This is a genomic window from Curtobacterium sp. MCBD17_035 (genome assembly GCF_003234815.2).
GTDB lineage: Bacteria > Actinomycetota > Actinomycetes > Actinomycetales > Microbacteriaceae > Curtobacterium.
Map to the genome: position 1 here is coordinate 2,370,371 of NZ_CP126279.1, position 26,546 is coordinate 2,396,916.

The 26,546-nt window shown below is 72.6% G+C and carries 31 protein-coding genes; 8 read left to right on the forward strand and 23 right to left on the reverse strand.

What is annotated here, in order from left to right; genetic code table 11:
• Positions 1 to 41 precede the first annotated feature (41 nt).
• Both DEI93_RS11155 and DEI93_RS11160 read right to left on the reverse strand, forming a co-directional pair.
• A complete protein-coding gene (locus DEI93_RS11155) occupies positions 42 to 1,118 on the reverse strand; it encodes a polyprenyl synthetase family protein (RefSeq protein ID WP_111036815.1) in 1,077 nt (358 codons plus the stop codon).
• Positions 1,119 to 1,206: 88 nt separating this feature from the next.
• Positions 1,207 to 2,025 (reverse strand): demethylmenaquinone methyltransferase, encoded by an 819-nt coding sequence (locus tag DEI93_RS11160; protein ID WP_111071428.1) that lies wholly within the window; start codon positions 2,023 to 2,025, stop codon positions 1,207 to 1,209.
• A gap of 88 nt (positions 2,026 to 2,113) precedes the next feature.
• On the opposite strand from DEI93_RS11160, the gene DEI93_RS11165 reads away from it, so the two are divergent.
• Positions 2,114 to 3,400: an isochorismate synthase gene (locus tag DEI93_RS11165; RefSeq protein WP_375334628.1), complete on the forward strand. Its 1,287-nt coding sequence runs from the start codon at positions 2,114 to 2,116 to the stop codon at positions 3,398 to 3,400.
• A gap of 30 nt (positions 3,401 to 3,430) precedes the next feature.
• Here DEI93_RS11165 and menD read toward each other — a convergent pair whose 3' ends face one another.
• Positions 3,431 to 5,128 carry a 2-succinyl-5-enolpyruvyl-6-hydroxy-3-cyclohexene-1-carboxylic-acid synthase gene (menD, locus tag DEI93_RS11170; RefSeq protein ID WP_258372172.1) on the reverse strand — a complete coding sequence of 566 codons (1,698 nt, stop codon included), beginning with the start codon at positions 5,126 to 5,128 and terminating at the stop codon, positions 3,431 to 3,433.
• 61 nt (positions 5,129 to 5,189) lie between these two features.
• A complete protein-coding gene (locus DEI93_RS11175) occupies positions 5,190 to 5,573 on the reverse strand; it encodes a PLD nuclease N-terminal domain-containing protein (RefSeq protein ID WP_111009424.1) in 384 nt (127 codons plus the stop codon).
• Between the two features lie 100 nt (positions 5,574 to 5,673).
• Here DEI93_RS11175 and DEI93_RS11180 point away from each other — a divergent pair, with 100 nt between their 5' ends.
• Positions 5,674 to 6,006, forward strand: a complete 333-nt coding sequence (locus DEI93_RS11180; RefSeq protein WP_111013548.1) for a DUF4229 domain-containing protein — start codon at positions 5,674 to 5,676, stop codon at positions 6,004 to 6,006.
• 148 nt (positions 6,007 to 6,154) lie between these two features.
• Here DEI93_RS11180 and DEI93_RS11185 read toward each other — a convergent pair whose 3' ends face one another.
• Genes DEI93_RS11185 through DEI93_RS11200 form a run of 4 tightly spaced genes read right to left on the reverse strand, consistent with a single transcriptional unit; the run spans position 6,155 to position 9,805 of the window.
• Positions 6,155 to 7,114 (reverse strand): 1,4-dihydroxy-2-naphthoate polyprenyltransferase, encoded by a 960-nt coding sequence (locus DEI93_RS11185; RefSeq protein ID WP_111119313.1) that lies wholly within the window; start codon positions 7,112 to 7,114, stop codon positions 6,155 to 6,157.
• A 17-nt stretch (positions 7,115 to 7,131) separates the two neighbouring features.
• Positions 7,132 to 8,304, reverse strand: coding sequence for an AMP-binding protein (locus tag DEI93_RS11190; protein WP_111119312.1), 1,173 nt, complete (start codon positions 8,302 to 8,304; stop codon positions 7,132 to 7,134).
• A 37-nt stretch (positions 8,305 to 8,341) separates the two neighbouring features.
• A complete protein-coding gene (locus DEI93_RS11195) occupies positions 8,342 to 9,271 on the reverse strand; it encodes a 1,4-dihydroxy-2-naphthoyl-CoA synthase (protein WP_111119231.1) in 930 nt (309 codons plus the stop codon).
• A 48-nt stretch (positions 9,272 to 9,319) separates the two neighbouring features.
• The gene (locus DEI93_RS11200) at positions 9,320 to 9,805 is read right to left on the reverse strand and encodes a hypothetical protein (protein ID WP_146244352.1); all 486 of its coding nucleotides are present in this window, start codon (positions 9,803 to 9,805) and stop codon (positions 9,320 to 9,322) included.
• Between the two features lie 139 nt (positions 9,806 to 9,944).
• Between DEI93_RS11200 and DEI93_RS11205 the strand changes: the two genes are divergently transcribed.
• Entirely contained in the window at positions 9,945 to 10,952 is a 1,008-nt protein-coding gene (locus DEI93_RS11205; RefSeq protein WP_258372171.1) for an o-succinylbenzoate synthase, read from the forward strand.
• Between the two features lie 26 nt (positions 10,953 to 10,978).
• On the opposite strand, the gene ccsB is transcribed toward DEI93_RS11205, so the two are convergent.
• The 8 genes from ccsB to DEI93_RS11245 all read right to left on the reverse strand — a co-directional run bounded on the left by ccsB (position 10,979) and on the right by DEI93_RS11245 (position 18,314).
• Positions 10,979 to 11,962, reverse strand: a complete 984-nt coding sequence (gene ccsB / locus DEI93_RS11210; RefSeq protein WP_111009420.1) for a c-type cytochrome biogenesis protein CcsB — start codon at positions 11,960 to 11,962, stop codon at positions 10,979 to 10,981.
• A 103-nt stretch (positions 11,963 to 12,065) separates the two neighbouring features.
• Positions 12,066 to 12,413 (reverse strand): DUF7882 family protein, encoded by a 348-nt coding sequence (locus DEI93_RS11215; RefSeq protein ID WP_111009419.1) that lies wholly within the window; start codon positions 12,411 to 12,413, stop codon positions 12,066 to 12,068.
• Positions 12,414 to 12,416: 3 nt separating this feature from the next.
• Positions 12,417 to 12,752, reverse strand: a complete 336-nt coding sequence (locus tag DEI93_RS11220; protein WP_111009418.1) for a hypothetical protein — start codon at positions 12,750 to 12,752, stop codon at positions 12,417 to 12,419.
• Between the two features lie 101 nt (positions 12,753 to 12,853).
• Complete coding sequence (gene resB, locus DEI93_RS11225) at positions 12,854 to 14,563, reverse strand: cytochrome c biogenesis protein ResB (protein ID WP_111119310.1); 1,710 nt, start codon at positions 14,561 to 14,563, stop codon at positions 12,854 to 12,856.
• 109 nt (positions 14,564 to 14,672) lie between these two features.
• Positions 14,673 to 15,371 (reverse strand): cytochrome c biogenesis CcdA family protein, encoded by a 699-nt coding sequence (locus DEI93_RS11230; protein ID WP_111009609.1) that lies wholly within the window; start codon positions 15,369 to 15,371, stop codon positions 14,673 to 14,675.
• Between the two features lie 48 nt (positions 15,372 to 15,419).
• The gene (locus tag DEI93_RS11235) at positions 15,420 to 16,067 is read right to left on the reverse strand and encodes a TlpA family protein disulfide reductase (RefSeq protein ID WP_258368505.1); all 648 of its coding nucleotides are present in this window, start codon (positions 16,065 to 16,067) and stop codon (positions 15,420 to 15,422) included.
• Positions 16,064 to 16,708 (reverse strand): histidine phosphatase family protein, encoded by a 645-nt coding sequence (locus DEI93_RS11240; protein ID WP_111071319.1) that lies wholly within the window; start codon positions 16,706 to 16,708, stop codon positions 16,064 to 16,066. The genes DEI93_RS11235 and DEI93_RS11240 overlap by 4 nt, the downstream gene beginning before the upstream one ends.
• Positions 16,709 to 16,811: 103 nt before the next feature.
• Complete coding sequence (locus DEI93_RS11245; RefSeq protein ID WP_220037848.1) at positions 16,812 to 18,314, reverse strand: SulP family inorganic anion transporter; 1,503 nt, start codon at positions 18,312 to 18,314, stop codon at positions 16,812 to 16,814.
• Between the two features lie 82 nt (positions 18,315 to 18,396).
• On the opposite strand from DEI93_RS11245, the gene aspS reads away from it, so the two are divergent.
• The gene (gene aspS / locus DEI93_RS11250) at positions 18,397 to 19,740 is read left to right on the forward strand and encodes an aspartate--tRNA(Asn) ligase (RefSeq protein WP_111119229.1); all 1,344 of its coding nucleotides are present in this window, start codon (positions 18,397 to 18,399) and stop codon (positions 19,738 to 19,740) included.
• Positions 19,741 to 19,827: 87 nt separating this feature from the next.
• Here aspS and DEI93_RS11255 read toward each other — a convergent pair whose 3' ends face one another.
• The 6 genes from DEI93_RS11255 to proC form a co-directional block, all read right to left on the reverse strand.
• Positions 19,828 to 20,121, reverse strand: coding sequence for a Dabb family protein (locus DEI93_RS11255; RefSeq protein WP_181435326.1), 294 nt, complete (start codon positions 20,119 to 20,121; stop codon positions 19,828 to 19,830).
• Positions 20,118 to 20,372, reverse strand: coding sequence for a glutaredoxin family protein (locus DEI93_RS11260; protein WP_111009414.1), 255 nt, complete (start codon positions 20,370 to 20,372; stop codon positions 20,118 to 20,120). Before DEI93_RS11260 ends, DEI93_RS11255 begins: the two co-directional genes overlap by 4 nt.
• Before the next feature lie 80 nt (positions 20,373 to 20,452).
• Positions 20,453 to 20,551, reverse strand: a complete 99-nt coding sequence (locus tag DEI93_RS11265) for a 30S ribosomal protein bS22 (protein ID WP_003792170.1) — start codon at positions 20,549 to 20,551, stop codon at positions 20,453 to 20,455.
• A gap of 110 nt (positions 20,552 to 20,661) precedes the next feature.
• Entirely contained in the window at positions 20,662 to 20,856 is a 195-nt protein-coding gene (locus DEI93_RS11270; RefSeq protein WP_111009413.1) for a helix-turn-helix domain-containing protein, read from the reverse strand.
• Between the two features lie 120 nt (positions 20,857 to 20,976).
• Positions 20,977 to 21,495, reverse strand: coding sequence for an ArsR/SmtB family transcription factor (locus DEI93_RS16475; protein WP_111009412.1), 519 nt, complete (start codon positions 21,493 to 21,495; stop codon positions 20,977 to 20,979).
• A 71-nt stretch (positions 21,496 to 21,566) separates the two neighbouring features.
• Positions 21,567 to 22,397: a pyrroline-5-carboxylate reductase gene (gene proC / locus DEI93_RS11280; protein ID WP_111009411.1), complete on the reverse strand. Its 831-nt coding sequence runs from the start codon at positions 22,395 to 22,397 to the stop codon at positions 21,567 to 21,569.
• A gap of 55 nt (positions 22,398 to 22,452) precedes the next feature.
• Between proC and DEI93_RS11285 the strand changes: the two genes are divergently transcribed.
• Both DEI93_RS11285 and DEI93_RS11290 read left to right on the forward strand, forming a co-directional pair.
• Positions 22,453 to 23,409 (forward strand): cation diffusion facilitator family transporter, encoded by a 957-nt coding sequence (locus DEI93_RS11285; RefSeq protein WP_111009410.1) that lies wholly within the window; start codon positions 22,453 to 22,455, stop codon positions 23,407 to 23,409.
• Positions 23,410 to 23,502: 93 nt separating this feature from the next.
• Positions 23,503 to 23,880, forward strand: a complete 378-nt coding sequence (locus DEI93_RS11290) for a hypothetical protein (RefSeq protein ID WP_111119228.1) — start codon at positions 23,503 to 23,505, stop codon at positions 23,878 to 23,880.
• 24 nt (positions 23,881 to 23,904) lie between these two features.
• Here the strand turns inward: DEI93_RS11290 and DEI93_RS11295 are convergent, their stop codons facing one another.
• A complete protein-coding gene (locus DEI93_RS11295; protein ID WP_111009606.1) occupies positions 23,905 to 24,336 on the reverse strand; it encodes a nucleoside deaminase in 432 nt (143 codons plus the stop codon).
• Between the two features lie 161 nt (positions 24,337 to 24,497).
• On the opposite strand from DEI93_RS11295, the gene upp reads away from it, so the two are divergent.
• Positions 24,498 to 25,133, forward strand: coding sequence for a uracil phosphoribosyltransferase (upp, locus tag DEI93_RS11300; RefSeq protein WP_111009408.1), 636 nt, complete (start codon positions 24,498 to 24,500; stop codon positions 25,131 to 25,133).
• 431 nt (positions 25,134 to 25,564) lie between these two features.
• A complete protein-coding gene (locus DEI93_RS11305) occupies positions 25,565 to 26,407 on the forward strand; it encodes a winged helix-turn-helix domain-containing protein (RefSeq protein ID WP_111027042.1) in 843 nt (280 codons plus the stop codon).
• Positions 26,408 to 26,546: the final 139 nt, after the last annotated feature.

Consider the following 26,546-nt stretch of genomic DNA (forward strand, 5'->3'; position numbering starts at 1 on the left):
TGTGCTCCAGTTCTTGTTCGGCGTGCGACGAGCGTCGCGGGTCAGCGGGTGCGGTCGACGACCGACTCCGCGAAGCGGGTGAGGGCGCGCTTGACCGGCCCGGACGGCAGCGGTGCGATGGCCGCGACGGCCTCGTCCGCCCAGCGGTGCGCGACGGCGCGGGTGGCCGCGGTGGCCTCGTGCTCGCGGAGGTCCGTGACCGCCGACAGGTACGGCGCGCTCGTCACCGCGTCGTCCGCGGCACCGGTGACGTCGCGTTCGATGCGCCGGACGAGGTCCGCCGCCGCGGCGTCCGTCGCCGCGGCGCGCCGCAGGTGCAGGAGCGGCAGCGTGACGACACCGGCGCGGAGGTCGTTGCCCGTGATCTTGCCCGTGCGGTCACCGGCGGGGGCGAGGTCGATGACGTCGTCGACGAGCTGGAAGGCGACCCCGACCTTCTCGCCGAACTCCGCGACGGCCGGCAGGTACGTCCGGTCGGCTCCGGAGAACATGATCCCGGCGCGGGCAGCGGTGGCGATGAGGGACCCCGTCTTGTCGCTCAGCACCTGGATGTAGTGCGCGACCGGGTCGTCGTCCGGGCCGGGGCCGGTCGTCTCGTGGAGCTGCCCGAGGCACAGGCGGGCGAAGGTCTCGGCCTGCATGCGGATGCCCTCGACGCCGAGCTCGGCCGTGATGAGGCTCGCGCGGGCGAAGAGCAGGTCACCCGTCAGGATCGCGACGTTGTTGCCGTAGGTCACGTGGGCGCTCGGCACACCCCGTCGGACCGGCGCCTCGTCCATGACGTCGTCGTGGTACAGCGAGGCGAGGTGGGTCATCTCGACGCTCACGGCGGCACGGACCACGGCGTCGGTCACGCCCTCGCCGAGCTGCGCGATGAGCAGGGTCAGGGTGGGGCGGATGCGCTTGCCGCCAGCCGACAGCAGGTAGCGGCTCGTCGTGTCGGCGAGGGTGTCGGCCGACCGCATGGCCTCGTCGAGCTGTTGTTCGACGAGTTCGAGCCCGTCGTCGATCCGGCCGACGAACCGGCGCTCCGCGGGGGTCGCGAACATCCGCTCACCGACGCCGAGCGAGGCACGCAGGCTGGGCGCGCGTCGGGCGACGGGGACACTCGGGTTCACTGCTGCTCCGTACTGGGGACTGGGTCCGACGCGGACCGTTCGTCGTGGACCGGATCGGTGGGCTCGGCCGCGGGGCTGGCCCCGGCGGTCACGCTCCCGGTCGTTCCGTCGCGGGCGCGTCCGGCTCCGTCCCGACGCGGGGCTGCTCCCCCGTCGGCTGGTGGGCACGCCGTGCCTTCGCCCGGCGTGCGGCGGACTCGCGCACGGCACCCGCGACCGGCTTGCGACCGCGGTGGAGTGCCACGATACCGGCGGTGAGGTTCCGGTACGCCACCATCGTGAACCCCACACCGCGCAGCCACTGGCTCAGCACCTGCTGGTCGGGCCACGCGGAGATCGACTCGGCGAGGTACCGGTACGCCGCCGGGTTGCTGCTCGACAGCCGCGCGATGCCCGGCAGGACCCGCTTGAGGTAGGCCGTGTACGACAGGCGCAGGACGGCGAGCGGCGGGGTCGAGAACTCGCAGATGACGACGCGGCCCCCGGGCTTGAGCACCCGGTACATCTCGGCGAGCGCCACGGACGGCTCGTTGACGTTGCGGAGCCCGAAGGAGATGCTGACGGCGTCGAACGAATCGTCCTCGAAGGGGAGCTGCTCGGCGTCACCGTGGACGAAGGTGATCTCGGGGTGACGCTGTCGGCCGACCTCGATCATGCCCGCGGACAGGTCGAGCGCCGTGACCTCGGCGCCGCGCTTGGCGAACGCGACCGAGCTCGTCCCGGTGCCGGCGGCGAGGTCGAGCACACGTTCGCCCGGCCGGGGGTCCACCGCGCGGGTCGTCGCCACGCGCCAGAGCGCCGCGTTGCCCGCCGAGAGGATGTCGTTCGTCAGGTCGTACCGTGCCGCGACGTCGTCGAACATCGCCGCCACCTCGTCCGGCCGCTTCTCCATGTCCGCCCTGCTCACGAGGAGCCATCCTAGTTGGTCGACGCCGGACGGCAGCCGTACGACGGCGGGCCCGCCGAGGCCGGACGCGTACCATCGTGGGGTGCCCCTGACCGCCGTCGAGACCCCCCGTCTGACCGTCGCGACCCGCATGCTGGACGACCCGGGGGACGTGCTGGCCGCGACGCTCCCCGACCGTCCCCTCGCCTTCGTCCGGCGCGGTGACGGCATCGTCGGCATCGGCGAGGCCGTGCGGTTCGTGTTCACCGGCCCGGCCCGGATGCGCGACGCCTCCGCCACCTGGCGCCGCCTCGTGGAGCGCGCCACCGTCGAGGACGGCCTCCGGGTCCGCGGGACCGGACTCGTCGCGTTCGGGGCCTTCGCCTTCGCCGACGACTCCGCCGCCCCGAGCGTGCTCGTCGTGCCGCGGATCGTCATCGGTCGCCGTCACGGGCGGGCGTGGATGACGACGATCGACCCCGAGCCCCTCGACGGCGACGCGTTCCCCGCGGTCGTGGCGGACGTCGTCCCGACCACCGCGACCGCGTCGATCACCCTGCCCACCCCGGCGCCCGCCCACCTCTCGGCCGCGTTCGGTCCCGGTCGCATCGACGAGGACGCCTACGCGGCCGCGGTCGCCGAGGCCGTCCGGGTGATCCGCGCCGGCGGGGTCGAGAAGGTGGTGCTCGCCCGTGACCGCGTGGCGCGCCTCCCGGCCGACGCCGACCGCCGGGGGGTCCTCGTCGACCTCGCCGCGGCGTACCCGGACTGCGTGACGTTCGCGGTCGACGGCCTCGTCGGCGCGACGCCGGAGACACTCGCCCGTACCGACGGGCGGACGCTCACCGCGCGGGTGCTCGCGGGCAGTGCCGCGCGCGGTGCGGACGCCGAATCGGACCGCCTCGCCGCGGAGTCCCTGGCCGCCGACCCGAAGGACCTCGAGGAACACGCCTTCGCGCGGGCGAGCCTCGTCGAGGCGCTCGGCACGGTCGCCACGGACGTGCGGGCCGATCCCGCACCGTTCCGCCTGCAGCTCCCGAACCTCTGGCACCTCGCCAGCGACGTGTCGGCCACGCTGCCCGAGGGCACGACCGCCCTCGACGTCGCCGACGTCCTCCACCCCACCGCGGCGGTGGCCGGGACGCCGCGAGCGGCTGCGCTCGACCTCATCGCCCGACTGGAGGGCACGGACCGCGGCCGATACGCCGGACCCGTGGGATGGATGGGTGCCTCCGGCGACGGCGAGTGGATGCTCGCGCTGCGGAGCGCGCAGATCGACGACGACGGCACCGTGACCGCGTGGGCCGGTGCCGGGATCGTCGCCGGGTCCGTACCGGACCGCGAGGTCGCGGAGACGGCGTTGAAGCTCCGGCCCGTCACCGACGCGCTCGCCTGAGCCGGACCTCCCGGCCACCCCAGGAGGCGGTCAGACCTGGAGCGGCACCTCGATGACGAGTCGGTCGGCCGGATCCGTGAGGACCTGCTCGAGCTCGGCCCAGGTGGCGGCGCGACGGTACTCCCACCCGAGGCCACGGACGACGGGCTCGATCTCGACCACCTGCGGTGTCGCCATCATCCGGCGCATGTCCGCCGGGTCGGTCGTCGCGGCGACCTCGAGCCCGCCGAAGATCGCACCCCCGCCGTCGTTGCCGACCACGATCTGGAGGCGCTGGCGCCGCTCCTCGACGCCCGTCACCAGCCCGCCGAGGTCGTGCAGGAACGTCAGGTCGCCGACGAGGACGCGGGTCGTGCCCCCCGTCGCGCCCGAGGCCTCGACTCCGGCGGCGATGCCGAGCGCGGTCGAGATCGTGCCGTCGATGCCCGCCAGTCCGCGGTTCGCGTGCACCCGCACCTTCTTGCCCGGGACGCGGCCGTCCGCCACCCGGATGAGCAGCGACGCACCGAACACGAGGCGGTCGTGCGGCCAGGTGGCACCCCAGACCGCGTCGACGAGCATCGCCCGGTCCACGGGACGCCGCCGCACCGCGAGCTCGTCGCGGAAGAACTGCGCCCGTTCCGCACGGTCGGCGGACCGCTTGGCGTCGAGATCGGGGGCGGTGTCCCCGTCGCCGAGGAGGGCACGGCTCGCACCCACCCAGGTGCCCACCCATGCGCGGTGCTCCGGCCCCGGGCGCCCGTCGACGCGGATGCCCGGGACGACGACGGCCGGGTGCGGAGGACGGGCGGCGCTACCGGGGTCGTACGCCTCGGCCGCTGCGCCCCGCACCACGACGACCTCGACGTCCGCGCGCTGGAGGAGCGCCGGGACCTCACGACTGAGCGTCGGGTGCCCGAGCACCACCACGCGGCGGACGCGACCGCCGAAGGCGAGGTCACGGAGCAGCTGACGGTAGGCCACGACGAGGTTGCGACCGAAGTGGGCGCCGCTCGAGACCTCGGCCAGGAGGGGGGCGCCGAGCTCCCACGCGATGCGCTCGGCGTCCGCGCCGGCGTCGTGGCCCGCGACCACCACCGTGGCGGGGTCGGCGTCGACGACCAGGTCGTGGTCGCGCTCGGGTGCGGGTCCGGTGCGACGGGTGGCGAAGTCGGCGTCGACCTCGTGCGGCTCGGGGGCCGTCACGGCCGCGACCGCGGCCGAGAGCGGCTCGCGGAAGGCGAGGTTCACCTGCACCGGCCCGGGAGGCCCGTCGTGGCCGGCCGCCGCCGCGACGGCCTGGCGGACGAGTGCCCGGAGCGTGGCCCGGGTGGAGTCGTCCACTCCGTGGGTGGTCGGCGCCTCGACGTCCCGGACGAACCGCGTGGCGGCGCCGAAGACCCCCGGCTGGTGCGTGGTCTGGTTGCTGCCGATGCCACGGAGCTCGTCGGGTCGGTCGGCGCTCACCACGATCATCGGGACGCCCGAGTGGTGGGCCTCGAGCACGGCCGGGTGGAGGTTCGCCACGGCCGTCCCGGACGTCGTGACGACCGCGGCCGGCCGTTGCGTCTCGACCGCGAGTCCGAGCGCGAAGAACGCGGCGGTCCGCTCGTCGAGCCGGACGTGGACCCGGAGGGCACCGGCGCGCTCGACGGCGGCCGCGGCCAGGGCGAGGGCCTGCGACCGCGACCCCGGGCTCACGACGACGTCCGTGACGCCGGCGCGGGCCAGCTCGAGCAGGAACGCCACCGCGAAGTCGGTCGCCGGGCTCCCGGACCCTGCGGGCCGGATCGGGGAATCGCTGCCGGGACTACCGGTCGGGGCGGTCGCCGCCGGGGCCGCCGCTGGCGCCGGGGTCGTCGTCGAGGTCGGCGAGCTGTTGTTCGAGGTGCCGGAGGGTTGCGTCGCTCTGCTCTTTCTCGCTGCGGGTCATCCCGGCGCGCGCGGTGGCGCCGAGGAAGTCCGGGTCGTCGTCCGGCCCACGGTACCGCTGCCGGGGCACCGCCCGTGCCGGGGCCCGCCCGAGCAGGTACCAGAGCACGGCGCCGATGATCGGCAGGACGACGACGAGGACGATCCACAGGGGCTTGTTGAGGGCACGGACCCGATCGCGCGGCACCCATGCACAGTCGATGACGGCGTACACGGTGAACGCAACGGCGGCGACGACGGCGCCGATGAGGAACTTCACCATGGACGGAGTGTAGGTCGCTCCGGCTGGGACGCGCCGGGACGTGCACACCGGTCGCCGGACGCTCAGCTCCCGCGTCGTCGCCCGACCGTAGAATCATCGGGTGAAGTCGTGGCTGGTGTACTCCCTGGCGAGGATCGGGATCTTCGCGGTCCTGCTCGCGGTCTTCCTCGTCATCCGGCTGCCGTGGCCCGTGGCGACGATCGGCGCCGCGCTCGTCGGGCTGCTCATCTCGTACATCGCGCTGCCGAAGCTGCGGTGGCAGGTGGCGACCAGCTTCGCCGAGCGGCGACGCGGGCCCGACCACGACGAGGACACCGACTTCGAGGACGACTTCGTCGACGCCGAGGACTCCGCTGCTCCGTCGGTCGACCCGGCCCGGAGCGCTGAGCCGGGCGTCGTCGAGCGTCCCGCGTCGCCCCGCGCCGACGCCTGATCCCGCTGACGCCTGATCCCGCTGACGCCTGATCCCGCCGGGGCCTGATCCCGCCGGGGCCTGATCCCGCTGGAGCCCGGCCCCCGCTGCCGCAGACCTCCTGGCGGAGGCAGCCGCCCTGGCAGCGACGTCGCGATCGCTGTCCGCCCTAGGGCTGCAGCGCGAGCGCGATGCCGAGCACGATGCCGTACGCGAGCGCCGAGAACGACGACAGCTGCAGCGCCGTGATGAGCTCTCGCGGGCGGCTCGACGTCGCGCCGATGATCGCGGCCGGCAGCGCCAGGAGCAGCGTGAAGTACGTGTAGCCCGTGCGGAAGTACAGCACGACGAACCACACGAGCACGACGTACGGCAGGACGAGGAACAGGACGTACAGGGTCCGCGCGGCGCGGCTGCCGAGCACGACCGCCAGGGTGCGCTTGCCCGCCAGACGGTCCTCGTCGATGTCCCGGATGTTGTTGACCATGAGCACGGCGCATGCGAACAGCCCGGCGGCGACCGCCGCGGCCCAGGCGTTCAGGGTCACGTGGTGGATCTGGACGAACTCGGTCCCGAGCACCGCGACGAGGCCGAAGAACACGAACACGAAGACCTCGCCGAGCGCGTTGTACCCGTACGGCCGCTTGCCACCCGTGTAGAACCACGCGGCCAGGATCGCCGCGGCGCCGACCGCCAGGAGCCACCAGAGCCCGGTGAGCACGACGATCACGACACCCGCGACCGCCGCGAGCCCGAAGAACGTCAGCGCGACGGTGAGCACCGTCCGCGGACGCGCTCTGCCGGAGCCCGTGAGCCGCGCCGGGCCGACGCGGTAGCGGTCGGTGCCGCGGACGCCGTCGGAGTAGTCGTTGCTGTAGTTCACCCCGATCTGCAGGAACAGGGCGACCGCGAGGCACAGCAGCGCGATGCCGAGGTCGTACCCACCGTCGACGTACGCGACGGCGGTCCCGAGCACGACCGGGACGACGCCGAGCGTGAGGGTGCGGAGCCGGGCGCCGCCGATCCAGTCGCGTGCGGTCGCCTTCTGGGAGCGCCCGACCGGTCGGCCACCGGGCCGTCCGGATCGGCGCTTCGACGTCGGTCGGGGTCCCTTGCCTCGTTGTGCCACGGCCACCGATCGTATCGTCAGGTGTCCATCGAGCCGCTGGGAGCGGCGTCGGCGGCGAGCCGCTGCACCGCGCGTCGGTCCGGCTTGCCCGTCGGGAGCATGGGCACGGCGTCGACCACCACGACGGCGGCCGGCCGGGCGGCACGACCGAGCACGGCGCCGACGCGCTCCCGGAGCACCGCGACCTCCACCGCGACGTCGGTCACGACGACGGGCACCTCGCCCCAGCGGTCGGAGGCGCGGCGGGTGACGACCGCGCTGGACTGGCCCGGGGCCTCCCGGACGACCCGTTCGACCGCGCCGAGCGCGACCTTCTCGCCGCCGGAGATGACGACGTCGTCGAGGCGGCCGACCACACGCACCGTGCCGTCGGCCGCGATCTCGGCGGCGTCCGCGGTGCGGTACCAGCGGAGCCCGTCGCCCTCGACGAACGCGGCGGCGGTGCGCTCCGGGTCGTCCAGGTACCCCTCGGCGAGCATCGGACCGGACAGTTCGAGGCCGCCATCGACGAGCCGCGTGCGGACCGGGCCGAGCGGGACACCGTCGTACACGCAGCCGCCGCTCGTCTCGCTCGCGCCGTAGGTGGTGACGATCCGGGCACCGGCGGCACGCGCGCGGTCGCGCAGCGCGATCGGGGTCGCCTGTCCCCCGACGAGCACCGCGTCGAGCCCGGCCAGCGCGGCGGTCGCGCGGGCATCGTCGAGCACGCGTGCCAGCTGCGCCGGGACGAGCGACGTGTACCGGCGGTCGGTGTGCAGGCGGTCGACCGCGTCGGCGAACGCCGTCGGGTCGAAATGCCCGGGCGGCACGACGACGGGGCTGGTGCCCGCGGCGACGGAGCGGGTGAGGACGTTGAGACCGGCGATGTAGTGCGTCGGCAGCGCCAGCACCCAACCGCCCGGACCGCCGAGCGCCGCGTCCGCCGCCGCGGCGCCGGCCAACAGCGCCTCGGACGACAGCGCGACCCGCTTCGCGGCGCCGGTCGATCCGCTCGTCTCGACCACGAGGGCGACCCGACGCGGCACGACGGCGGGCGGTGTGGAGGACGTCGGGTCCGGCGAGGGCACCGACGCCGACCGGGGCGACGTCGTCCGCGGCAGGATCGCCGGCCCGCCCGACAGCGCGGACTCGAGCGCCCGCAGCACGTCGAACGGGTCGTCGGTGGGGACCGGGAGGAGCGGCCGCGTCATCGGCGTCGGCTCACCGCCGTCACGCCCCACCGATGCATCAGTAGTGCCACGGGTACGCGGTCCACTCCGGCGTGCGCTTCTCGAGGAACGCGTCACGCCCCTCCACGGCCTCGTCCGAGGCGTACGCGAGCCGCGTGGCCTCGCCGGCGAACACCTGCTGCCCGACCAGGCCGTCGTCGACCGCGTTGAACGCGTACTTGAGCATCCGGATCGCGGTGGGTGACTTGCCGAGGATGGTCTCGCCCCACTCGATCGCGGTCCGCTCGAGGTCCGCGTGCGGGACCACGAGGTTCACCGCGCCCATCTCGTAGGCACGCTGGGCGCTGTACTCCCGGGCGAGGAAGAAGACCTCGCGCGCGGCCTTCTGGCCGATCTGCCGGGCGTAGTAGGCGCTGCCGTACCCGCCATCGAACGAGCCGACGTCGGCGTCCGTCTGCTTGAACCGGCCGTGCTCCGCGCTCGCGATGGTCAGGTCGCACACCGCGTGCAGGGAGTGCCCACCGCCGGCCGCCCAACCGGACACGACCGCGATGACGACCTTCGGCATCATCCGGATGAGGCGCTGGACCTCGAGGATGTGCAGGCGCCCCATCGACGCCTGTGCCGCCGCCGGGTCCACGCCCTCGGGCGGGGCGCCCTCGTCGCCGACGTACTCGTAGCCGCTGCGGCCGCGGATGCGCTGATCGCCGCCCGAACAGAACGCCCAGCCCCCGTCCTTCGGGCTCGGTCCGTTGCCGGTCAGGAGCACGCAGCCGACGCGGTGGTCCTGCCGGGCGTCGTCGAGCGCGCGGTACAGCTCGTCGACGGTGCGCGGTCGGAACGCGTTCCGGACCTCGGGACGGTCGAAGGCGATGCGGACGATCCCGCCCGACACGTGCTTGTGGTACGTGATGTCCGTGAACGACGCGGCGATCGGCGCCGCGTCCCAGACGTCGGGATCGAAGGTGTCGGAGACGGGTGCAGCCATGCTCCGAGCCTATCCGGCGGCCCCGACCGGCTTCAGCCTCGGCCTCGGTCAGCTGCCGAACTGCGTGAGCACCTCGGGCGCCGCCACGACGAGGACGACCACGATGACGACGGGGTTCGCGGCGAACGCGATGAACACCGCCACGACGCCGTACCAGCGGCCGAGACCGCCCACCGCGGCGACGAACCCGAGCACCGCGGCGATCACGGTGAGGAACACCACCACGAAGCAGATCCCGCCCGCGAAGTCGACCTCGCCGCCCATGAAGACGGCGAACGCACTCGCGTCCACCGCCACACTCGCCACGGCCAGGGCCAGCCCGACCTTGCCGACGACCGGGCTCCGGCGGGCACGACTGGGCGGCCGGTCGACGTCGACCGTGTTCGTCCGCAGCAGCTGCGCGAACTCGTCGGACCGGTCGACGGCCCGCACCCCACGGCCGCCGTCGGGAGCGACACGACGCGTGGACGAGGCGGGTCGACGGCCTCCGGTGCGCTGCTGCGACTTCGGCGTCACCGGCTCTCCCCGCGTCATCTCCGACCGTTCCTGGTCGTTCCCGTCCCTGGTTCGCGCGACCCGGCGGCCGCTCGACCTGAGGATGCTAACGGCCGGAACTGGCGGTCGCCTCCGAGCACACGGCGCGGCACCTGAGCGCGCCTGGGAGGATCGGGGGGTGACGACCGTGACTCCCCCACCCACCGCTCCGATCCCGTCGATCGACGAGCTCCTGGCCGCCGCGCACGTCGTGGCGCTGCCCATGCGTGTCCGGTTCCGCGGGATCACGGTGCGCGAGGCCATGCTGCTGCGTGGCCCCGAGGGCTGGACCGAGTTCTCGCCGTTCGTCGAGTACGACGACGCCGAGGCGGCCGCATGGCTCCGCGCCGCCGTCGACTTCGGCTGGCGACCGCATCGGGCGGACGCCGACACCGTGCCCGTCAACGCGACCGTGCCCGCGGTGCCCGCGGACGCGGTCCCCGACGTGCTCGCCCGCTACCCCGGGTGCCGGACGGCCAAGGTCAAGGTCGCGGAGCCGGGCACCGGCCTCGCCGACGACGTCGCCCGGGTCCGTGCGGTCCGGGCCGTGATGGGCGACGACGCCGCCGTGCGCGTCGACGCGAACGGACTGTGGTCGGTCGACGACGCCGCACGGGCGCTCGAGGCCCTCGCGCCGTTCGGCCTGCAGTACGCCGAGCAGCCGTGCGCGACCGTGCCGGAACTCGCGGCGCTGCGACGGCGTCTCCAGGGGCTGGGCGTCGCGATCGCGGCCGACGAGAGCGTGCGCAAGGCAGAGGACCCGCTCGCCGTCGCGCGCGCGGGTGCCGCGGACGTCCTCGTCGTCAAGGCGCAGCCCCTCGGTGGGATCACCGCGGCGGGGCGCGTCGTCGCCGAGGCCGGGCTGCCGTGCGTCGTCTCGAGCGCGCTCGACACGTCCGTCGGGATCAGCATGGGCGCGCACCTCGCCGCAGCGGTGGCGGCTGACGGGTTCGCCTCGGGACTCGGCACCGCCGCGATGTTCCGTGCCGACGTCACGGCCCGGCCGATCCTGCCGCAGGACGGGAGGATCGCGGTCCGTCGCGTCGACGTCGCGCCGGACCTGCTGGAGCGCCACGCAGCCGCGCCCGACCGCCGCTCCTGGTGGATCGAGCGGCTGCGTCGGACGCACGCAGTCCTCACCGCGTGACGGGACGGGCAGGCGCCCGCGCTGCCTCACAGTCCGGAGTAGCTGTGCAGCCCCTTGAAGAACAGGTTGACGACCGAGAAGTTGAACATCACGGCCGCGAACCCGATGAGGGCCAGCCAGGACGACCGCGCACCCCGCCATCCACGGGTCGCGCGCGCGTGGATGTACCCGGCGTAGATCACCCAGATGATGAAGGTCCAGACCTCCTTGGTGTCCCACCCCCAGTAGCGGCCCCAGGCACGCTCGGCCCAGATCGCGCCCGCGATGAGGGTGAAGGTCCAGAGCACGAACCCGACGAGCAGCACGCGGTAGGTCATGACCTCGAGCCGGTCGGCGTCGGGGAGGGTCTCCATGAAGCGGAGCTGCTTGACGTCGCCGCCGTGGCCCTGCCGGTAGGTCTGCACGAGCTGTGACACCGCGAGCCCGGCGCCGAGGGCGAAGAAGCCCGTGCCGCAGATCGCCACGAACACGTGGAGGACGAGCCAGTACGACTGCAGCGCCGGCGGGAGCGGCACGACGTCGACGTAGAAGTTGACGGTCGCGATGCCGAGCAGGATCAGGACGAGTCCGCTGACGAACACGCCGAGGAACTTCAGGTTCTGCCAGAACTGCACGGCGAGGAAGATCGCGACGATGATCCCGGTGCCGGTGAGCGAGAACTCGAACATGTTCGCCCACGGCACGCGGTGCGCGGCGACACCGCGGAGCACGATCGACCCGACGTGGATCACGAGCCCGAGCACCATCATCGCCATGCCGACGCGCTCGAAGCGGCTGCCCGACCGGGGCCGGTCGACCGGCGCCTCGACCCGCTCGAGCACGACCGTGCCGCCCTGGACCGTCGCGACCGTCCGCGCCTCGGCCCGCTGTTCCTGCCGCGCCGAGCGCTCGAGCTGCACGTCCCCGGACCGCTTGGCGACGTCGAGGATGAACGAGATGAACGCGATGAGGTACACGGCCATCGCCGAGTACACGAGGACGACCGAGTACTGCGCGAGGTCCGAGGTCATGTCGTTCACCCCCTGATGGTACCGCGCGCCCCTGACCCTGCCGGGGCCGGGGCGGTCGAGCGGGCGCAGTCTGAGCGGATCCGCACCGCGGGCGTCCCCCGGTTCACACCGCTCCGGTCGACAGCTCGGGCCGCCGCGTCTGCGCCTCGCCCTCCGGGGGTTCCGCGAGCAGGTACAGGCCCGTCCCGCTGCCCGCCGCGTCGTCGAGTGCCGCGATCCACGCCCGGTTGAGGCGCGGAGGTCGGCCCCCGATGAACTTGAAGTGCAGCTCGCAGTACGGGTGCAACCAGATCGTGGTGCGGCCGTCGCCGACGCGGACGTCGTCCTTCCACGAGAACGCGAAGCTGTCCCCGCGTCGCAGCCGGTTCACGATCACGACCTGCAGGTGCGCGAGCGTGCGGTCCTCGATCTCCATCCCGAGGCGCATCGCGCCGTACGTCAGATGTCCCATCGCTCAGACCTCCTCGTCGCCCGGGGCGACGATGTCCTCGAGTCGTGTCGTGATGGGCTGCGGCTCGCGCAGGAGCATGATCCGCCGGCGGATCTCCGTCACCGTCTCGTCGTCGACGAGTTCCTCGCCGTCCGCGTCCGGGACGTCCGAGAGCACGATCTCGCTCGCCGGCCCGACGAGGAGCGACACGTGCACCACCGACCCGTCGGCGGCTCGGGCCGGGATCCGCACGGGCTCGGCCGTCGCCTGGTGCGCCAGCTCGGCCGCGTAGTCCACGACGGCATCGGCGATGGCGTCCCCCGTCAGCACGTGGGCGTCGCTGTAGTCGATCGAACGCATCGGGCCTCCTCCCGGTCGATGCAACCAGGACCCGCCCGTGTGCCGGTACGGGCGGAGCACGACCCGCGCCGCCGGCGTCCCGATCGGGACGCCAGCGCGCGTCAGGTCAGCGAGGCCCCCGCCGTCGGCACCACCCCGAGCCCGGCCGTGTGCCGCTCGGCGATCTCGTCGACCGCGCGCTCGAGGTTCGGGTCCTCGCCGCGCGCCAGACCGGCGTACTCGAGGTCGAAGCCGTCCTCGCCAGGGCGGGCGACGGCCTTGACCCACACCCGCCGACGCGGCACGAACAGCGAGGTGAGGAGTCCGGCGACCGCGAGGATCGCGAACCCGGCGACCCACAGCTGCGAGGCGTCGTGGTGGACGTCGAGCGAGACGTACCGCTTGACGCCGTTGAAGGTGATCGAGCCGGTGCCGTCGGGCAGTCGCTTCGTCTGGCCCGGCTCGAGCTCGATCGCGCCGTGCGCCGCCGTCGTCCCCGCGATCTGCCGCAGCCCCTTCGTCGAGAGCTGGTACACGGAGCGCGGGACGCCGTCGTCGAGGCCGAGGTCGCCCGTGTAGACCTGCAGGCTCAGCAGCGGGTTCTCGGTGTCCGGGTAGTTCGACGTGTAGGCGCCCGTCGCCTGCTTGACCGCAGTGGGGTAGAAGAACCCGACCATGCCGAGCTGGTCCGGCTGCGCGTCCGGGACCTTGACCACGCCGAGCGAGGTGTAGTTCGTGTCCTGCGGCAGGAACGGGACGACGTCCTCGAACGCCACGTGCCCGTCGCCGTCGCGCACGGTGACGTCCATCGCGTACCCGTTGCCGAGCAGGTACACGTTCGTCCCGCCGATCGACAACGGGTCGTTCACCTTGATGGTGCGCTTGGTCGCCGCACCGCCCTTGGTCCGGGCGGTCACGACGGCCTTGTAGTCCGTCGCCTGACCGAGCGCGTTGAGGTTCTTCTGCTCGTACGTCGTCGTGAAGTCGTCGAGCGTCAGGTTGTAGCCGCGCAGCTGCGACTGGCTGAACCAGCGCCCCGGGTTGAACGAGTCGTACGAGCCGAGCACGTTCGAGAACGTCTGGCCCTCGACGAGGAGCCGCTGCCCCGTGTAGCTGAACCCGCCACCGATGCCGACCGCGAGCAGGACACCGACGAGCGCGGTGTGGAACACGAGGTTCCCGGTCTCGCGCAGGTAGCCGCGCTCGGCGCTCACCGAGTCACCGAAGCGCTCCACCCGGTAGCCGGACCGCTTGAGGAGCGTCATCGCGCTCGTCACGGCGGTCTCGGCGGTCGGGAGGGCCGGAGCCGGGCCCGTCGCGGACCCCCCACCCGTGACCGTGGTCGGGTCGACCGCGATGCGCTGGTACCCGGCGAGGCGCCCGAGGCGAACCGGCGTGCGGGGCGGGCGGGTCCGGAGGGCCTGCCAGTGGTGGCGTGTCCGCGGGATGATGCAGCCGATCAGGGACACGAACAGCAGGAGGTAGATCGCGGAGAACCACACCGAGGTGTAGGTGTCGAACACCTGCAGCTTGTCGAGGACCGGGTACAACGTCGGGTGGTCGACCTGGTACTGCGTCACGCCGTTCGGGTCGGCCGTGCGCTGCGGCACGAGCGACCCGGGGATCGCGGCGAGCGCGAGCAGCATGAGCAGGAACAGCGCCGTGCGCATGCTCGTCAGCTGGCGCCAGAAGAACCGGACGTAGCCGAGGAACGACAGCGCGGGCTGGTTCACCCCGCCGTCGTCGCCGCCCCCACCGCCACCGCCGCCGGTACCGCCACCACCGGTGCCGCCCGACGTGGGGGCGGCGTCGACGTGGTCGGACGGGCGCATCGGATCGCCGACGATCGTCGTGCCGTCGGCCTCGTCCATGCCGGCGGAGGCAGCCGTGGACGTGCGGTCCGTGACCGGAACCGCTGCGGCGATCCGGTCCTCCCGGATGTCAGACGAGCGGGACATAGCTCTGGATCACCGCCCCGACGCTCGACATGATGGCCGACCAGAGTCCGGTGACCATGAGCAGACCGATGACGATCAGGATCGCTCCTCCGATGACGTTGACGAGGCGGATGTGGCGCCGGACCGTGCGGAGGGCGCTCGACGCCCACCCGGCGCCGAGCGCGACGAGCAGGAACGGGATGCCGAGTCCGATGCAGTAGGCGACGCCGAGCCACATGCCCTGCCACGCGCTGCCGGCCTGCACGCTGAGCAGGTTGATCGCGGCGAGCGTCGGGCCGAGGCACGGGGTCCAGCCGAGGCCGAACACGACGCCGAGCAGCGGCGCCCCGACGAGGCCCGTGGCGGGCGACCAGGACGGCTTGACGGTGCGCTGCAGGAACGTGAACCGGCCGACGAACACCAACCCCATGGCGATGACGACGACCCCGAGCACCTGGGTGATGAGGTCGCGCCAGCGCACGAGCCAGAAGCCGAGCGCGCCGAACACGGTCGTGTACGCGACGAAGACGACCGTGAACCCGAGCACGAAGAACAGGACGCCGAGCAGGACGCGGCCACGACGTCGCCCGACCTCGGTGACGCCGCCGACGTACCCGAGGTACCCGGGCACGAGCGGCAGCACGCAGGGCGACAGGAACGACACCAACCCGGCGAGCGCCGCGACGGGCAGTGCGACGGCCATCTGACCGCTGAGGATCGCGTCGGAGAAGGGGTTGCCGCCGGTCACGGGTCAGGCGTTCCCGTTGAGCTCGTCGCTCACGAGGGTGTCGATGATGCTCGACGAGTCGACCGCACCGAGGACGCGCGCGGCGACGCGTCCCTGCTTGTCGAGCACGATCGTGGTGGGGACGGAGTTCGGGGCGATCGTGCCCGAGAGGGCGAGCTGCATGGTGCCGTGGTCGGCGTCGAGGACCGAGCCGTACGCCGTCCGGAAGGTGCGCTCGAACGCCTGGGCGGTCGGCTTCCGGTCGCGCACGTTGACCCCGACGAACGCGACGTCCTTGCCCTGGAACGTCCCGTACGACTGGTTGAGGTACTTCGCCTCGGCGCGACAGGGCGGGCACCCGGCGTACCAGAAGTTGAGGACGACGACCTTGCCCTTGAGCGCGGCACTCGACACGTGGTCGCCGTCGTCGGTGGTGGCCGAGAAGGTCACGGGCGCGCTCCGCTTGTCGGCGGCGACCTCGGTCACCGCACCGTCGCCGGAGATGTAGTTCTGCGTGGTGCCCTTGCCGTACTGGTTCGTCAACTGGTCGTTCGAGCTCGACGAGCAGCCGGCGAGCGCGAGGGCCGCGACGACGGCACCGGTGATCGCGACGGCGAGGCGGGCGCGGGTCGAACGGCGCCGCGGTTGGACGGTCGTGCTGGTGGTGATCACACTGCTCCCATGTCGACGGCTCCGGCCCGGAGCGGACCCGCGGGATCGGCGTAGCCGACCTCGACGAAGCGTCCGCCACGGCGTTCCACGCTCGTGATGCTCGACAGCGCGCACCGACGGGCACGCGGGTCGTGCCAGAGGTGCTCGCCGGCCAGCCGGCGGTGCACCGTCCAGATCGGGAGCTGGTGGCTCACGAGGACGACGTCACCCCCGTCGATGCTCCCCCACGCGGTCTCGAGCGCGGCCGTCATGCGGTTCGCGATGGACGCGTAGGCCTCGCCCCAACTCGGCCGCAACGGGTTCGCGATCCACGGCCACTCCGTCGGCCGGGCGACCGACCGCCGTGTGAAGCCCGGCGGCTGGCCCTCGTACCGGTTCGTCGGCTCGATGAGCCGCTCGTCGAGCCGGACGTCGAGGTCGTACGCCTCCGCCCACGGCGCGGCTGACTCCTGCGTCCGCTGCAGGGGCGATGCGACGACCGCACGGACGTCCACACCGGCGTCGACGAACGACCGTGCGGCGGCCTCGGCCATGCGTCGGCCGAGATCGCTCAGCCGGAACCCCGGCAGGCGTCCGTACAGGACGCCATCGGGGTTGTGGACCTCGCCGTGACGAACGAGGTGCAAGCGGGTCGCGGGCATGGCCTCCAGTGTAGGTCGGGCGGCGCGTCCACCTCCCACCCAGTTCCCGCACGGGTATGCGGAACCGCTCAGCAGCGGCGTCCGGGAGGCCCGGGCGGGCCCGTCAGGACAGGTGGCCCGACAACCGCGTGTGGATCCGCAGCGAGCGGGTGTCGAGCCCCACCACCTCGACGGTCGCACCGTGCATCGCGTACCGCTGCTCGATGGCGTCCAGCGCGGCGACCGTCGACGCGTCCCACACCTGGGCGCCGGCGAGGTCGATCTCCACCCGCGCCGGGTCCTCGGCGTACGAGAACCGCGTGGGCAGATCGCTCGACGAGGCGAAGAAGAGCGCGCCGTGCACGCGGTAGCGGACGAGGTCGCCACGGACCTCCCGCTCGACGGACACGACGTGGGCGACCCTCCGGGCGAACACGAGCGCGGACACGACGACGCCGATGAGCACGCCGGTGGCGAGGTTGTCGGTGAACACGACGACCACGACCGTGATCACCATGACGCCCGTCTCCCCGAGCGGCATCCGGCGGAGGGTCCGCGGACGGACGCTGTGCCAGTCGAACGTCGCGACGCACACCATGACCATGACGGCGGTGAGCGCCGCCATCGGGATCTCGGCGACCACCCCGCGCAGGGTCACCGTCAGCACGAGCACCGAGACGCCGGCGACGAAGGTCGAGACGCGGGTCCGGGCCCCGGCCGTCTTCACGTTGATGACCGTCTGGCCGATCATCGCGCAGCCGCCCGTGCCGCCGAAGAACGCACTGACGACGTTGGCGATGCCCTGCCCCCACGACTCGCGCCACCCGCTCGACCGGGTGTCCGTGAGCGCGTCGACGAGCTGTGCGGTGAGCAGGGTCTCGATGAGCCCCACGACCGCCATGCCGAAGGCCGTCGGGGCGATGATCCGCAGCGTCTCGAGGTCGAGCGGCACACGGATCCCGGCGAAGGTCGGCAGCGACGACGGCAGCGCGCCCTTGTCCCCGACCGTCGGGACGTCGACGTGGAACAGCAGCGTGAGCGCGGTGACCACGATCACCGCGATGAGCGGGGCGGGCACCGCCTTCGTCAGGAGCGGGAACGCGATGATGATCGCGATGCCGAGCGCCGTGAGCGGCCAGACGACGAACGGCACGCCACGACCGAACAGGTTCGGCAGCTGTGCGGTGAGGATGAGGATCGCGAGCGCGTTGACGAACGCGACGTTGACGCTCCGCGGGATGAACCGCATGAGACGAGCGACGCCGAGGAAGCCGAGCACGAGCTGGAACACACCGCCGAGGACGATCGTCGGCACGAGGTACGCGATGCCGTGGTCCCGGATGAGCGGCGCGACGACCAGCGCCACGGATCCGGCCGCCGCGGAGACCATGGCAGGACGACCTCCGATGAACGCGATCACGACCGCGATGACGAACGACGAGAACAGGCCGACCGCCGGGTCGACCCCGGCGACGATCGAGAACGAGATCGCCTCGGGGATCAAGGCGAGCGCCGTCACGACGCCAGCGAGCACCTCGCGCGTGAGCAAGCGCGGCGACCGCAGCGCCTGCAGCACGGAGTGGGCGACGGGTGCCGACGGACCGGACGGGACAGCTGCGGAGGTCATCGGCGACCACATTACGGGCGGGCGTGAGCGCTCACCACGGCGTCCGACGCGGGACGGGGGCCGCCCGCTAGACTCGACCCCCGTGATCGAACGCACCCGCATCGCCGACCTCGCCGCACTCCCCGACGGTCCCGTGACCGTTGGCGGATGGGTCGAGACCGTCCGTGACCAGAAGAAGGTGCAGTTCGTCGTACTGCGCGACGAGACGGGCGCCGTCCAGCTCGTCAACCCCGCCGTCCGCGCCGTCGACGACGACGCCGACGACAGCGCACGTGCGGCGCTGACCACGACCGAGACGATCTCCGGGCTCGCGCACGGGACCTTCCTGGTGGCCCAGGGCACGCTCAAGCACGACGAGCGCGTCAAGCTCGGTGGCATCGAGGTCAAGATCGACCGCCTCGACGTCGTGACCGCCGCGCTCCCCGAGACGCCGATCGCCGATGACTCCTCGCTCGACAAGCGCCTCGACTGGCGGTTCCTCGACCTCCGGAACCGCAAACAGAACCTCGTGTTCCGGATCCAGACGACCCTCGAGCACGCGTTCCGGACCTACTGGATCGAGCGCGACTTCATCGAGATCCACACGCCGAAGCTCATGGCGTCCGCGTCCGAGTCCCGCGCCGAGCTGTTCGAGCTGCCGTACTTCGACACGACGGCGTACCTGGCGCAGAGCCCGCAGAACTTCAAGCAGATGGCGCAGCCGGCCGGATTCGGCGCGGTGTTCGAGATCGCGGACGCGTTCCGGGCCGACCCGTCGTTCACCTCCCGGCACGCGACGGAGTTCACCAGCGTCGACGCCGAGATGAGTTGGGTCGAGTCCCACGAGGACGTCATGGCCATGCACGAGGAGCTCCTCGTCGCCGGCATCACCGCCGTGCAGGCGAAGTACGGCGAGGAGATCAACGAGGTCTTCGGCTTCGAGCTCCAGGTCCCCACCGCGCCGTTCCCGCGCATCCCGCTCGCCGAGGCCCGCCGGATCGTCGCGGAGGGCGGCTACGAGATCCCCCGCGCCGACGGCGACCTCGACCCCGAGGGCGAGCGCCGGATCTCGGCGTACGCCAAGGAGCAGTTCGGCTCGGACTTCGTGTTCGTCACCGACTACGACGCCACGATCCGGCCGTACTACCACATGCGTCACGAGGACGACCCGACGCTCACGAAGAGCTACGACCTCATCTACAACGGCACCGAGATCTCCACGGGCGCCCAGCGTGAACACCGCGTCGACGTCCTGACGCAGCAGGCGGTCGAGAAGGGCCTGGACCCCGCCGAGCTCGAGTGGTACCTCGACTTCTTCCGCTACGGCGTCCCCCCGCACGGTGGCTTCGGCATGGGCCTGGCCCGGGTGCTCATGCTCCTGCTCGGCCAGTCGTCGATCCGCGAGGTCACGTACCTGTTCCGCGGTCCCACCCGCCTGCTCCCGTAGCGGTTCCCGACCGCACGACAGGAGGCGCTGCCCCCCACCGGGGCAGCGCCTCCTGCGTGTGCGGCAGCGACGGCCGGGAGGCGCGGCTCAGGCCTCCCAGTCGATGGCGGTCCGCCCCGTGACCATTCCGCGGACGGTGTCGGCGGCGGCCTGGTGCTCGGGGTGGACCTGGTAGGCCTCGAGCCCGGCGAGGTCGTCGAACGTGGCGACCACCGCGACGTCCGCGTTGCTGCCGGGGTACGCCACGTTGTCGACCACGCGGATGGAGCGGATCGACGGCACGACGCCGTCGAGGGCTTCGAGCACGGCGCGGATGTGGGCGATCGCCTCGTGACGGACGACGTCGTCGCGCAAGCGCCAGGCGACGACGTGGTGGATCACGCGCGGGCCTCGGCCGCGGCGAGCGCACGCTCGAACCGCTCGGCGTCGACGCGCCAGGTGCTGTGGACCCGGCCGTCGACGATGACCACGGGGATGTCCTCCGCGTACTCCTCGCGCAGGGCGTCGTCCTGGAGGATGTCCCGCTCCTCGAACACGACGTCGGGGTGGGCGTCGAGCACGGAGCGGACGATCGGACGGGCGTCGTCGCACAGGTGGCATCCGGGCTTGGTCAGGAGCGTCACGGTGGGCACCCGTCCAGCGTAGTGCGGAGACGACGAAGCCCCGGCCGGTGATCGGTCGGGGCTCTCGTGGTGAGCAGGTCCGGTAGGACCTACTTCTTGTTGCGACGCTGGTGTCGCGTCTTGCGCAGCAGCTTGCGGTGCTTCTTCTTCGCCATGCGCTTGCGGCGCTTCTTGATGACAGAACCCATACGGCCCTCCTACGGCTGATGTGGACACCGGGTCGGAGACCGCGGAAAAATACCTCGTGCGACATTACCGGAGCCGACCGGCGTTGTCGAACGGCGTGGGCGTGGCGCGCTCAACCGACGTCGGCGACACCACCGCGGAGCATCTCCGCGACGGCGGACTCCGGGACCCGGAACGACCGGCCGAAGCGGATGGCGGGGAGCTCCCCCGCGTGCACCATGCGGTAGACCGTCATCTTCGAGACGCGCATCATCTCGGCGACCTCAGCGACCGTGAGGAACCGCACGTCGTCGAAGTTGCCGGCCATGCTCTGCCTTCAGAAGGGGCCCGGCGCCTCCGGACCATGGTGTGACCTGCGTGGTCTCTGGCAACCATAGGGGCGGCCGTGGCGCGGTGTCCAGCCCGCCCGCTGCCCCGGGAACGGGGGTCAGTCGTCGTCCTCGCCGGCACGCCGCTGGAGCCGACGCCGCACCGGGTCGACCACGCGCTCCCAGCCCGTCTGCGCCCCCGAGATCGCCGTCGTGGCGCGGAAGGACGCCTCGGCCATCACCCGTCCGAGTTCGGTGCCGACGTCCACCCGAGACCGTCCCGCGGCGCCGCGGCGCACCGACACGGGGCGGCCGTCGGGGGTCCACGCCGTGGTCGCCGGGACCTCCTCGGCAGCGACGACACCGGTGAACGGTGCGAGCCATTCCTCGACGCCGACGAGGGGCTCCGGGTCGAGGCGGTAGTAGCGGTGCTGGCCCTCGTCGCGCGTGCGCACCAGGCCGGCGTCGCGGAGCACCCGGAGGTGTTTCGACACCGTCGGTTGGCTGATCCCGAGGCGCGTGACGAGCGCACCCACGCTGAGTTCGCCGACGGACCCGGCCGCGCCGTACTCCTCGAGCAGGGTTGCGAGCAGTCGGCGCCGCGTGGGGTCCGCGATCACGCCGAAGATGTCGGGCATGCGCTCAGGGTAACGGGGCGCGCGCGGCGAGGGCCATCCGGACGCCCTCGGGGTGCCCGAGGGCGCGTGCGTCAGAGCGCGGCGAGCTCCGCGGCTCGGGCGATGGCGGCATCGGCGGCACGGCGGAGGGTCCCCTCGAGGTCCGCGTCCTCGAGGACCGCGATCGCCCGCTCGGTCGTGCCCTTCGGACTCGTCACCGCGCGCCGGAGGGCCTCGGGGCCGTCGTCCGACGTGGCGAGGAGCTCGACCGCGCCGCGGAGCGTGCCCTCGACCATGACCCGCGCCTGCTCGCGGTCGAACCCGAGCGACTCGGCCGCACGCCGCCACTGTTCGACGAGCAGGAACACGTAGGCGGGCCCGGACCCGGACACCGCGCTGAGGGCGTCGAGCTGGGCTTCGGGGACCTCGAGCACATCGCCCGAGACCGCGAAGAGGGACGAAGCGAGCGCGACCGCCGCCGCGTCGGCGCGACTGCCCCCGCTGACCCCGGTGACACCGCGGCCGACGCGCACGGGGGTGTTCGGCAGCGCCCGGACGACCCGCACGCCCTCCGGCACCAGGGACTCCATCGTCACACTCGTCACCCCGACGGCGACACTCACCACCACCGCGTCCGGCTCGAGGTCGGCCCGCACCTCGCGCAGCAGGTCGGCGACGAGGAACGGCTTGACCCCGACGACGACGAGCCCCGCCCCGCGCACCGCGCGCCGGTTCGCCTCCGGGTCGGTCTCCACGGCGACGGCGTCGAGGCCCCGGACGCGGAGCGCCTCGGCGGACGGCTCCGACCGGTTGGTGACGGCGAAGCGATCCGCGGGGACGCCTGCGGCGAGCAGGCCGTCCAGGACCGCTCCCGACATGGATCCGACGCCGAGCATCGCGGTACGTGGCAGATCGAGGACCATCCGGCCATCCTAGGATCTGACCGACCGCACAGGAACGAGAGCAGGGCTGGGCACCATGAGCGCATCCGGAGGCAACAGGGCGATCGTCGCGGCCCTCGGCGCGAACGTCGGCATCGCCGTGGTCAAGTTCATCGCGGCCGCGATCAGCGGATCGGCGTCGATGCTCGCCGAGGGCGTCCACTCCCTCGCCGACTCGGTCAACCAGGTCCTGCTCATCATCGGCGGCCGACGGTCGAAGCGGGCGGCGGACGAGGAACACCCGTTCGGCTACGGCCGCGAACGGTACGTGTACGCCTTCGTCGTGTCGATCATCCTGTTCTCGATCGGCGGCGTGTTCTCGCTGTACGAGGGCATCGAGAAGCTCGAGCACCCGCACCCCCTGGAGACCTGGTGGCTCCCGCTGGCGGTGCTCGCGATCTCCATCCTGCTCGAGGGCTTCTCGCTCCGGACGGCGTTGCGGGAGGCCCGGTCCGACCGCGGGGACCAGTCCCTGGTGCAGTACATCCGTCGGGCCAAGGCACCCGAACTCCCGATCGTCATGCTCGAGGACACGGCGGCGCTCACCGGGCTCGTGTTCGCGTTCCTCGGCGTCGGTCTGACGGCGCTCACCGGCAACGGCGTCTTCGACGCGATCGGCACGATCCTCATCGCCCTCCTGCTCGTCGCCGTCGCGGTCGTGCTCGGTGTCGAGACGAAGAGCCTGCTGCTCGGCGAGGGGGCGACGCCCGCGGACCTGCAGGCGATCAAGCGGGCGATCCTCGACGGCCCGGAGGTCGACTCGATCATCCACATGAAGACCCTGTACCTCGGCCCGGACGAGCTCATGGTTGCGGCGAAGGTCGCGGTGGACGGGGACCGTCGCCTGGGGGACGTCGCGGCGGGCATCGACGCCCTGGAGGCCCGGGTCCGGTCCGTCGTGCCCGTCGCCCGGGTCATCTACATCGAGCCCGACGTCCGGCACGACGCCCCGCGGCCGCCGACCGAGGCGATCATCATCCGCGCGGCCGACTGACGCGTCCTCCCCCGGTCGGGAGGCCGAGCGAGCGTCCGCAGGGAAGGCACGCCTTCGTGGCGGAGCCGGCCGGGCCTCCGCCACGATCGGAGCATGTCCGTGTTGCAGAACGTGTTCCTGGCTCTCCACTTCCTCGGTCTCGCCGCCGTGATCGGCGCCTTCCTCGCGCAGGTCCGGCGCAAGGAGCACATCGAGACCCAGTGGCTCGTCATCGGCCTCGTGACGCAGCTCGTGACGGGTCTGGCACTCATGGGCATCATCGACGCGACCACCCACGGCGGGGCGAACCACGTCAAGCTCGGGGTCAAGCTCGTCATCGCGCTGATCGCCCTCACGACGGCGTTCGTGGCGCGGTCGCGGCAGCGCCGGGCCGACGCGGGGACGGCCGGACCGAAGGCGGCGCTGCCGTTCTTCCACACGACCGGAGCGCTGGCGATCGTCAACGTGCTCATCGCCGTGTTCTGGCACTGAGGCGCGTCCGGTCGCCGAGCGGCCTCAGCGTCTCGCGGCGAAGAACGTGTCGAGCATCGCGGCACAGGGCTGTTCGAGCACGCCGCCGACGACCTCGGCCCGGTGTGGGAGCCGTCGATCGCGCGCGATGTCGTAGACGCTGCCCGACGCACCCGCCTTCGGATCCCACGCGCCGAACACGATCCGGGGTACCCGAGCGGCGAGCACGGCGCCGGCGCACATCGGGCACGGCTCGAGCGTGACGACGAGGGTGTGCTGCTCGAGGTGCCAGTCCCCCGTGCGTGCCGCGGCGGCGCGGAGTGCGAGCACCTCGGCGTGCGCGGTCGGATCCTGTCGGGCCTCCCGTTCGTTGCGCCCCGTGGCGACCACCGCACCGGTCGCGTCGAGCACGACCGCGCCGACCGGGACGTCCCCCGTCGCGAGACACGCGCGGGCCTCGTCGAGCGCCCGTTCCATCGCGGCCACCCACGGCCGGGCCGCCGGGTGCTCGCCCCGGTCCGCTCCGCCGCCGATGCCCGAGGGTCCGGGGCCGACCGGCCCGGGTCCGTGCTGCCGGTGCTCCACTCGCCCTCCTCGTCCGCCGCGGTGGCGCCTCCGTGGCCGGTACCCTTGAGCGTATGCGAGTCCACGTCGCCGACCACCCGCTCATCACGCACAAGTTGTCGGTGCTCCGCGACCGCACGACGCCCGCACCGACGTTCCGCGCTCTGACCGAGGAACTCGTGACGCTCCTCGCGTACGAGGCGACGCGCAACGTGCGAGTGACCGCGACCGCGATCGAGACCCCCGTCGCGAACACCGTCGGCGTCGCCATCGCCAAGCCGCGTCCGCTCGTCGTGCCGATCCTCCGAGCGGGCCTCGGGATGCTCGAGGGCATGGTCAAGCTCGTGCCGACGGCCGAGGTCGGGTTCCTCGGCATGGCGCGCAACGAGGAGACCCTCGAGCCCCAGACGTACGCCGAGCGCCTGCCCGAGGACCTGTCGAACCGGCAGTGCTTCGTCCTCGACCCGATGCTCGCGACCGGTGGCTCCCTGACGGCCGCGATCGAGTTCCTGTTCGACCGGGGCGCCGTGGACGTCACCGCCGTCTGCATCCTCGCCGCGCCCGAAGGGCTCGCCGCGGTCGAGGAGGCCACCGCGGGCAAGGACGTCACGATCGTCCTCGGTGCCCTCGACGAGCGACTCGACGACCGCGGGTACATCGTGCCCGGACTCGGCGACGCGGGCGACCGGTTGTACGGACTCGCCGAGTAGCCCCTTCCACCGCCCTCGCAGGCTCGGTCGGCGCTGGCGTCGCGCCGACGCACGTCCGCCGGGACAGTTGACAGCCCCCTGGTATACCGCCGATACTCGCCCCATGACTGTTTCCTCGTCCACCCGCGTCCTCATCGAGGTCCAGGGGACTGCCGGCATGATGATGCCGGGCATGGCGGTCATGTGTTGTCGAATGTGTGCCTGACCGGCACCCGTTCCAGCCGGACCCACCCCGACGGCGACCCCGTCCTGTGTGCGGTCCCCGGGATCCGGCGCCGACGACCATCGTGATCGTCGACGCGGAGGCACCCGCTCCCCTCGGTCCGTCCCGCCCTCGAACCCCCTCGCCGGGGTCCGGGCAGCGCGGACGCCGCGACCGAGGACGCATTCGACGCACCGGCGCTCCGAGCGCCACAGCCAGGAGGACTCCCATGTCACTCACCATCGATCGCCCGCGACACACCACCGCCCCCGCCGACACCGCGCTCGCCGGCGCTGCCTCGCCGACCCATGCCGGGCCGGCTCTCCCCGCGGCCCAGCACGCCCGCACTGCTGCGCCCGTGCGCACCCCCGCTGCCGGCACCGCCCTGCCCGCCCGTGCCGCACGGCCTGCGCCCGCTGCCGAGGACGTCCCGACGAGTCCCGTCGTCGCTCCCGCCCGGAGCCGCGCTCTGCCCGAGGGCACGGAGGCACGCGGATTCGCCCTCTACGTCGGGATCGACGAGGCGAAGGCCGCTGCGGCTGGCACCTCGCTCGCGGCCATCGTCGAGCAGCTCAAGGCCCTGACGGCCCAACTCGCCCCCGCCGCCGAGACCTACGCGGCGGTCGCCGTGGCGGCCGAGGGCTCCGGGGGCCGCGACGTCGAGGTCGTGCGCCTCGCGCTGCAGGACCGATCCGCGGTCGCGGCGCGGAAGCAGACCTCGCCCGCGGAGCCCGAGGAGACCGGCGTCGTGATCGACATCTCGCGCAAGCGGGTCGTGCTCGACGGCGAGACCGCACCGCTGACGTACAAGGAATTCGAGCTCCTCCAGTTCCTGGTGCTCCGCGAGGGCCGGACGGTCGACCGCCAGGCGATCATCGAGGGACTCTGGGCGGACGGCGAGGACGAGACGCCGAACGAGCGGACCATCGACGTGCACGTCCGACGCCTCCGCTCGAAGCTCGGTGCCTTCGAGGAGATCGTGCGGACGGTCCGGGGTGTCGGCTACCGGTTCGACCGGCACGCGGACGTCGCCGTCCGGTACGCCTCCACGCCGTCCCCCGACCTCTTCTGACGGCCGCGGGGGCTCCCGGCGTCGGCATCGGGCCCTCTGGGTGAACTCGCAGTGAAACAACGATCCGGTACCTACCGCTCGTTACCACCTCGTTATATTCTGACGGAGCAGTCGCTGTTTGCTGTGGCAGCGGTTGCGG

Bases quoted from the DNA above. Each gene is read 5' to 3' on its own strand.
- DEI93_RS11195 (WP_111119231.1), bottom strand. From the start codon at position 9,271: ATGGCTGCACCCGTCTCCGACACCTTCGATCCCGACGTCTGGGACGCG.
- DEI93_RS11305 (WP_111027042.1), top strand. From the start codon at position 25,565: ATGTCACTCACCATCGATCGCCCGCGACACACCACCGCCCCCGCCGAC.
- DEI93_RS11190 (WP_111119312.1), bottom strand. From the start codon at position 8,304: ATGACGCGGCCGCTCCTCCCGGTCCCCACCGACGACCCGTTCGACGTG.
- DEI93_RS11245 (WP_220037848.1), bottom strand. From the start codon at position 18,314: ATGACCTCCGCAGCTGTCCCGTCCGGTCCGTCGGCACCCGTCGCCCAC.
- DEI93_RS11265 (WP_003792170.1), bottom strand. From the start codon at position 20,551: ATGGGTTCTGTCATCAAGAAGCGCCGCAAGCGCATGGCGAAGAAGAAG.
- DEI93_RS16475 (WP_111009412.1), bottom strand. From the start codon at position 21,495: ATGCCCGACATCTTCGGCGTGATCGCGGACCCCACGCGGCGCCGACTG.
- DEI93_RS11290 (WP_111119228.1), top strand. From the start codon at position 23,503: ATGTCCGTGTTGCAGAACGTGTTCCTGGCTCTCCACTTCCTCGGTCTC.
- upp (WP_111009408.1), top strand. From the start codon at position 24,498: ATGCGAGTCCACGTCGCCGACCACCCGCTCATCACGCACAAGTTGTCG.
- resB (WP_111119310.1), bottom strand. From the start codon at position 14,563: ATGCGCCCGTCCGACCACGTCGACGCCGCCCCCACGTCGGGCGGCACC.
- DEI93_RS11230 (WP_111009609.1), bottom strand. From the start codon at position 15,371: ATGGCCGTCGCACTGCCCGTCGCGGCGCTCGCCGGGTTGGTGTCGTTC.
- DEI93_RS11270 (WP_111009413.1), bottom strand. From the start codon at position 20,856: ATGGCCGGCAACTTCGACGACGTGCGGTTCCTCACGGTCGCTGAGGTC.
- DEI93_RS11200 (WP_146244352.1), bottom strand. From the start codon at position 9,805: ATGACGCGGGGAGAGCCGGTGACGCCGAAGTCGCAGCAGCGCACCGGA.
- DEI93_RS11240 (WP_111071319.1), bottom strand. From the start codon at position 16,708: ATGCCCGCGACCCGCTTGCACCTCGTTCGTCACGGCGAGGTCCACAAC.
- DEI93_RS11220 (WP_111009418.1), bottom strand. From the start codon at position 12,752: ATGCGTTCGATCGACTACAGCGACGCCCACGTGCTGACGGGGGACGCC.
- ccsB (WP_111009420.1), bottom strand. From the start codon at position 11,962: ATGACCTCGGACCTCGCGCAGTACTCGGTCGTCCTCGTGTACTCGGCG.
- proC (WP_111009411.1), bottom strand. From the start codon at position 22,397: ATGGTCCTCGATCTGCCACGTACCGCGATGCTCGGCGTCGGATCCATG.
- DEI93_RS11175 (WP_111009424.1), bottom strand. From the start codon at position 5,573: ATGGTGAAGTTCCTCATCGGCGCCGTCGTCGCCGCCGTTGCGTTCACC.
- DEI93_RS11295 (WP_111009606.1), bottom strand. From the start codon at position 24,336: ATGGAACGGGCGCTCGACGAGGCCCGCGCGTGTCTCGCGACGGGGGAC.
- DEI93_RS11285 (WP_111009410.1), top strand. From the start codon at position 22,453: ATGAGCGCATCCGGAGGCAACAGGGCGATCGTCGCGGCCCTCGGCGCG.
- DEI93_RS11215 (WP_111009419.1), bottom strand. From the start codon at position 12,413: ATGGGACATCTGACGTACGGCGCGATGCGCCTCGGGATGGAGATCGAG.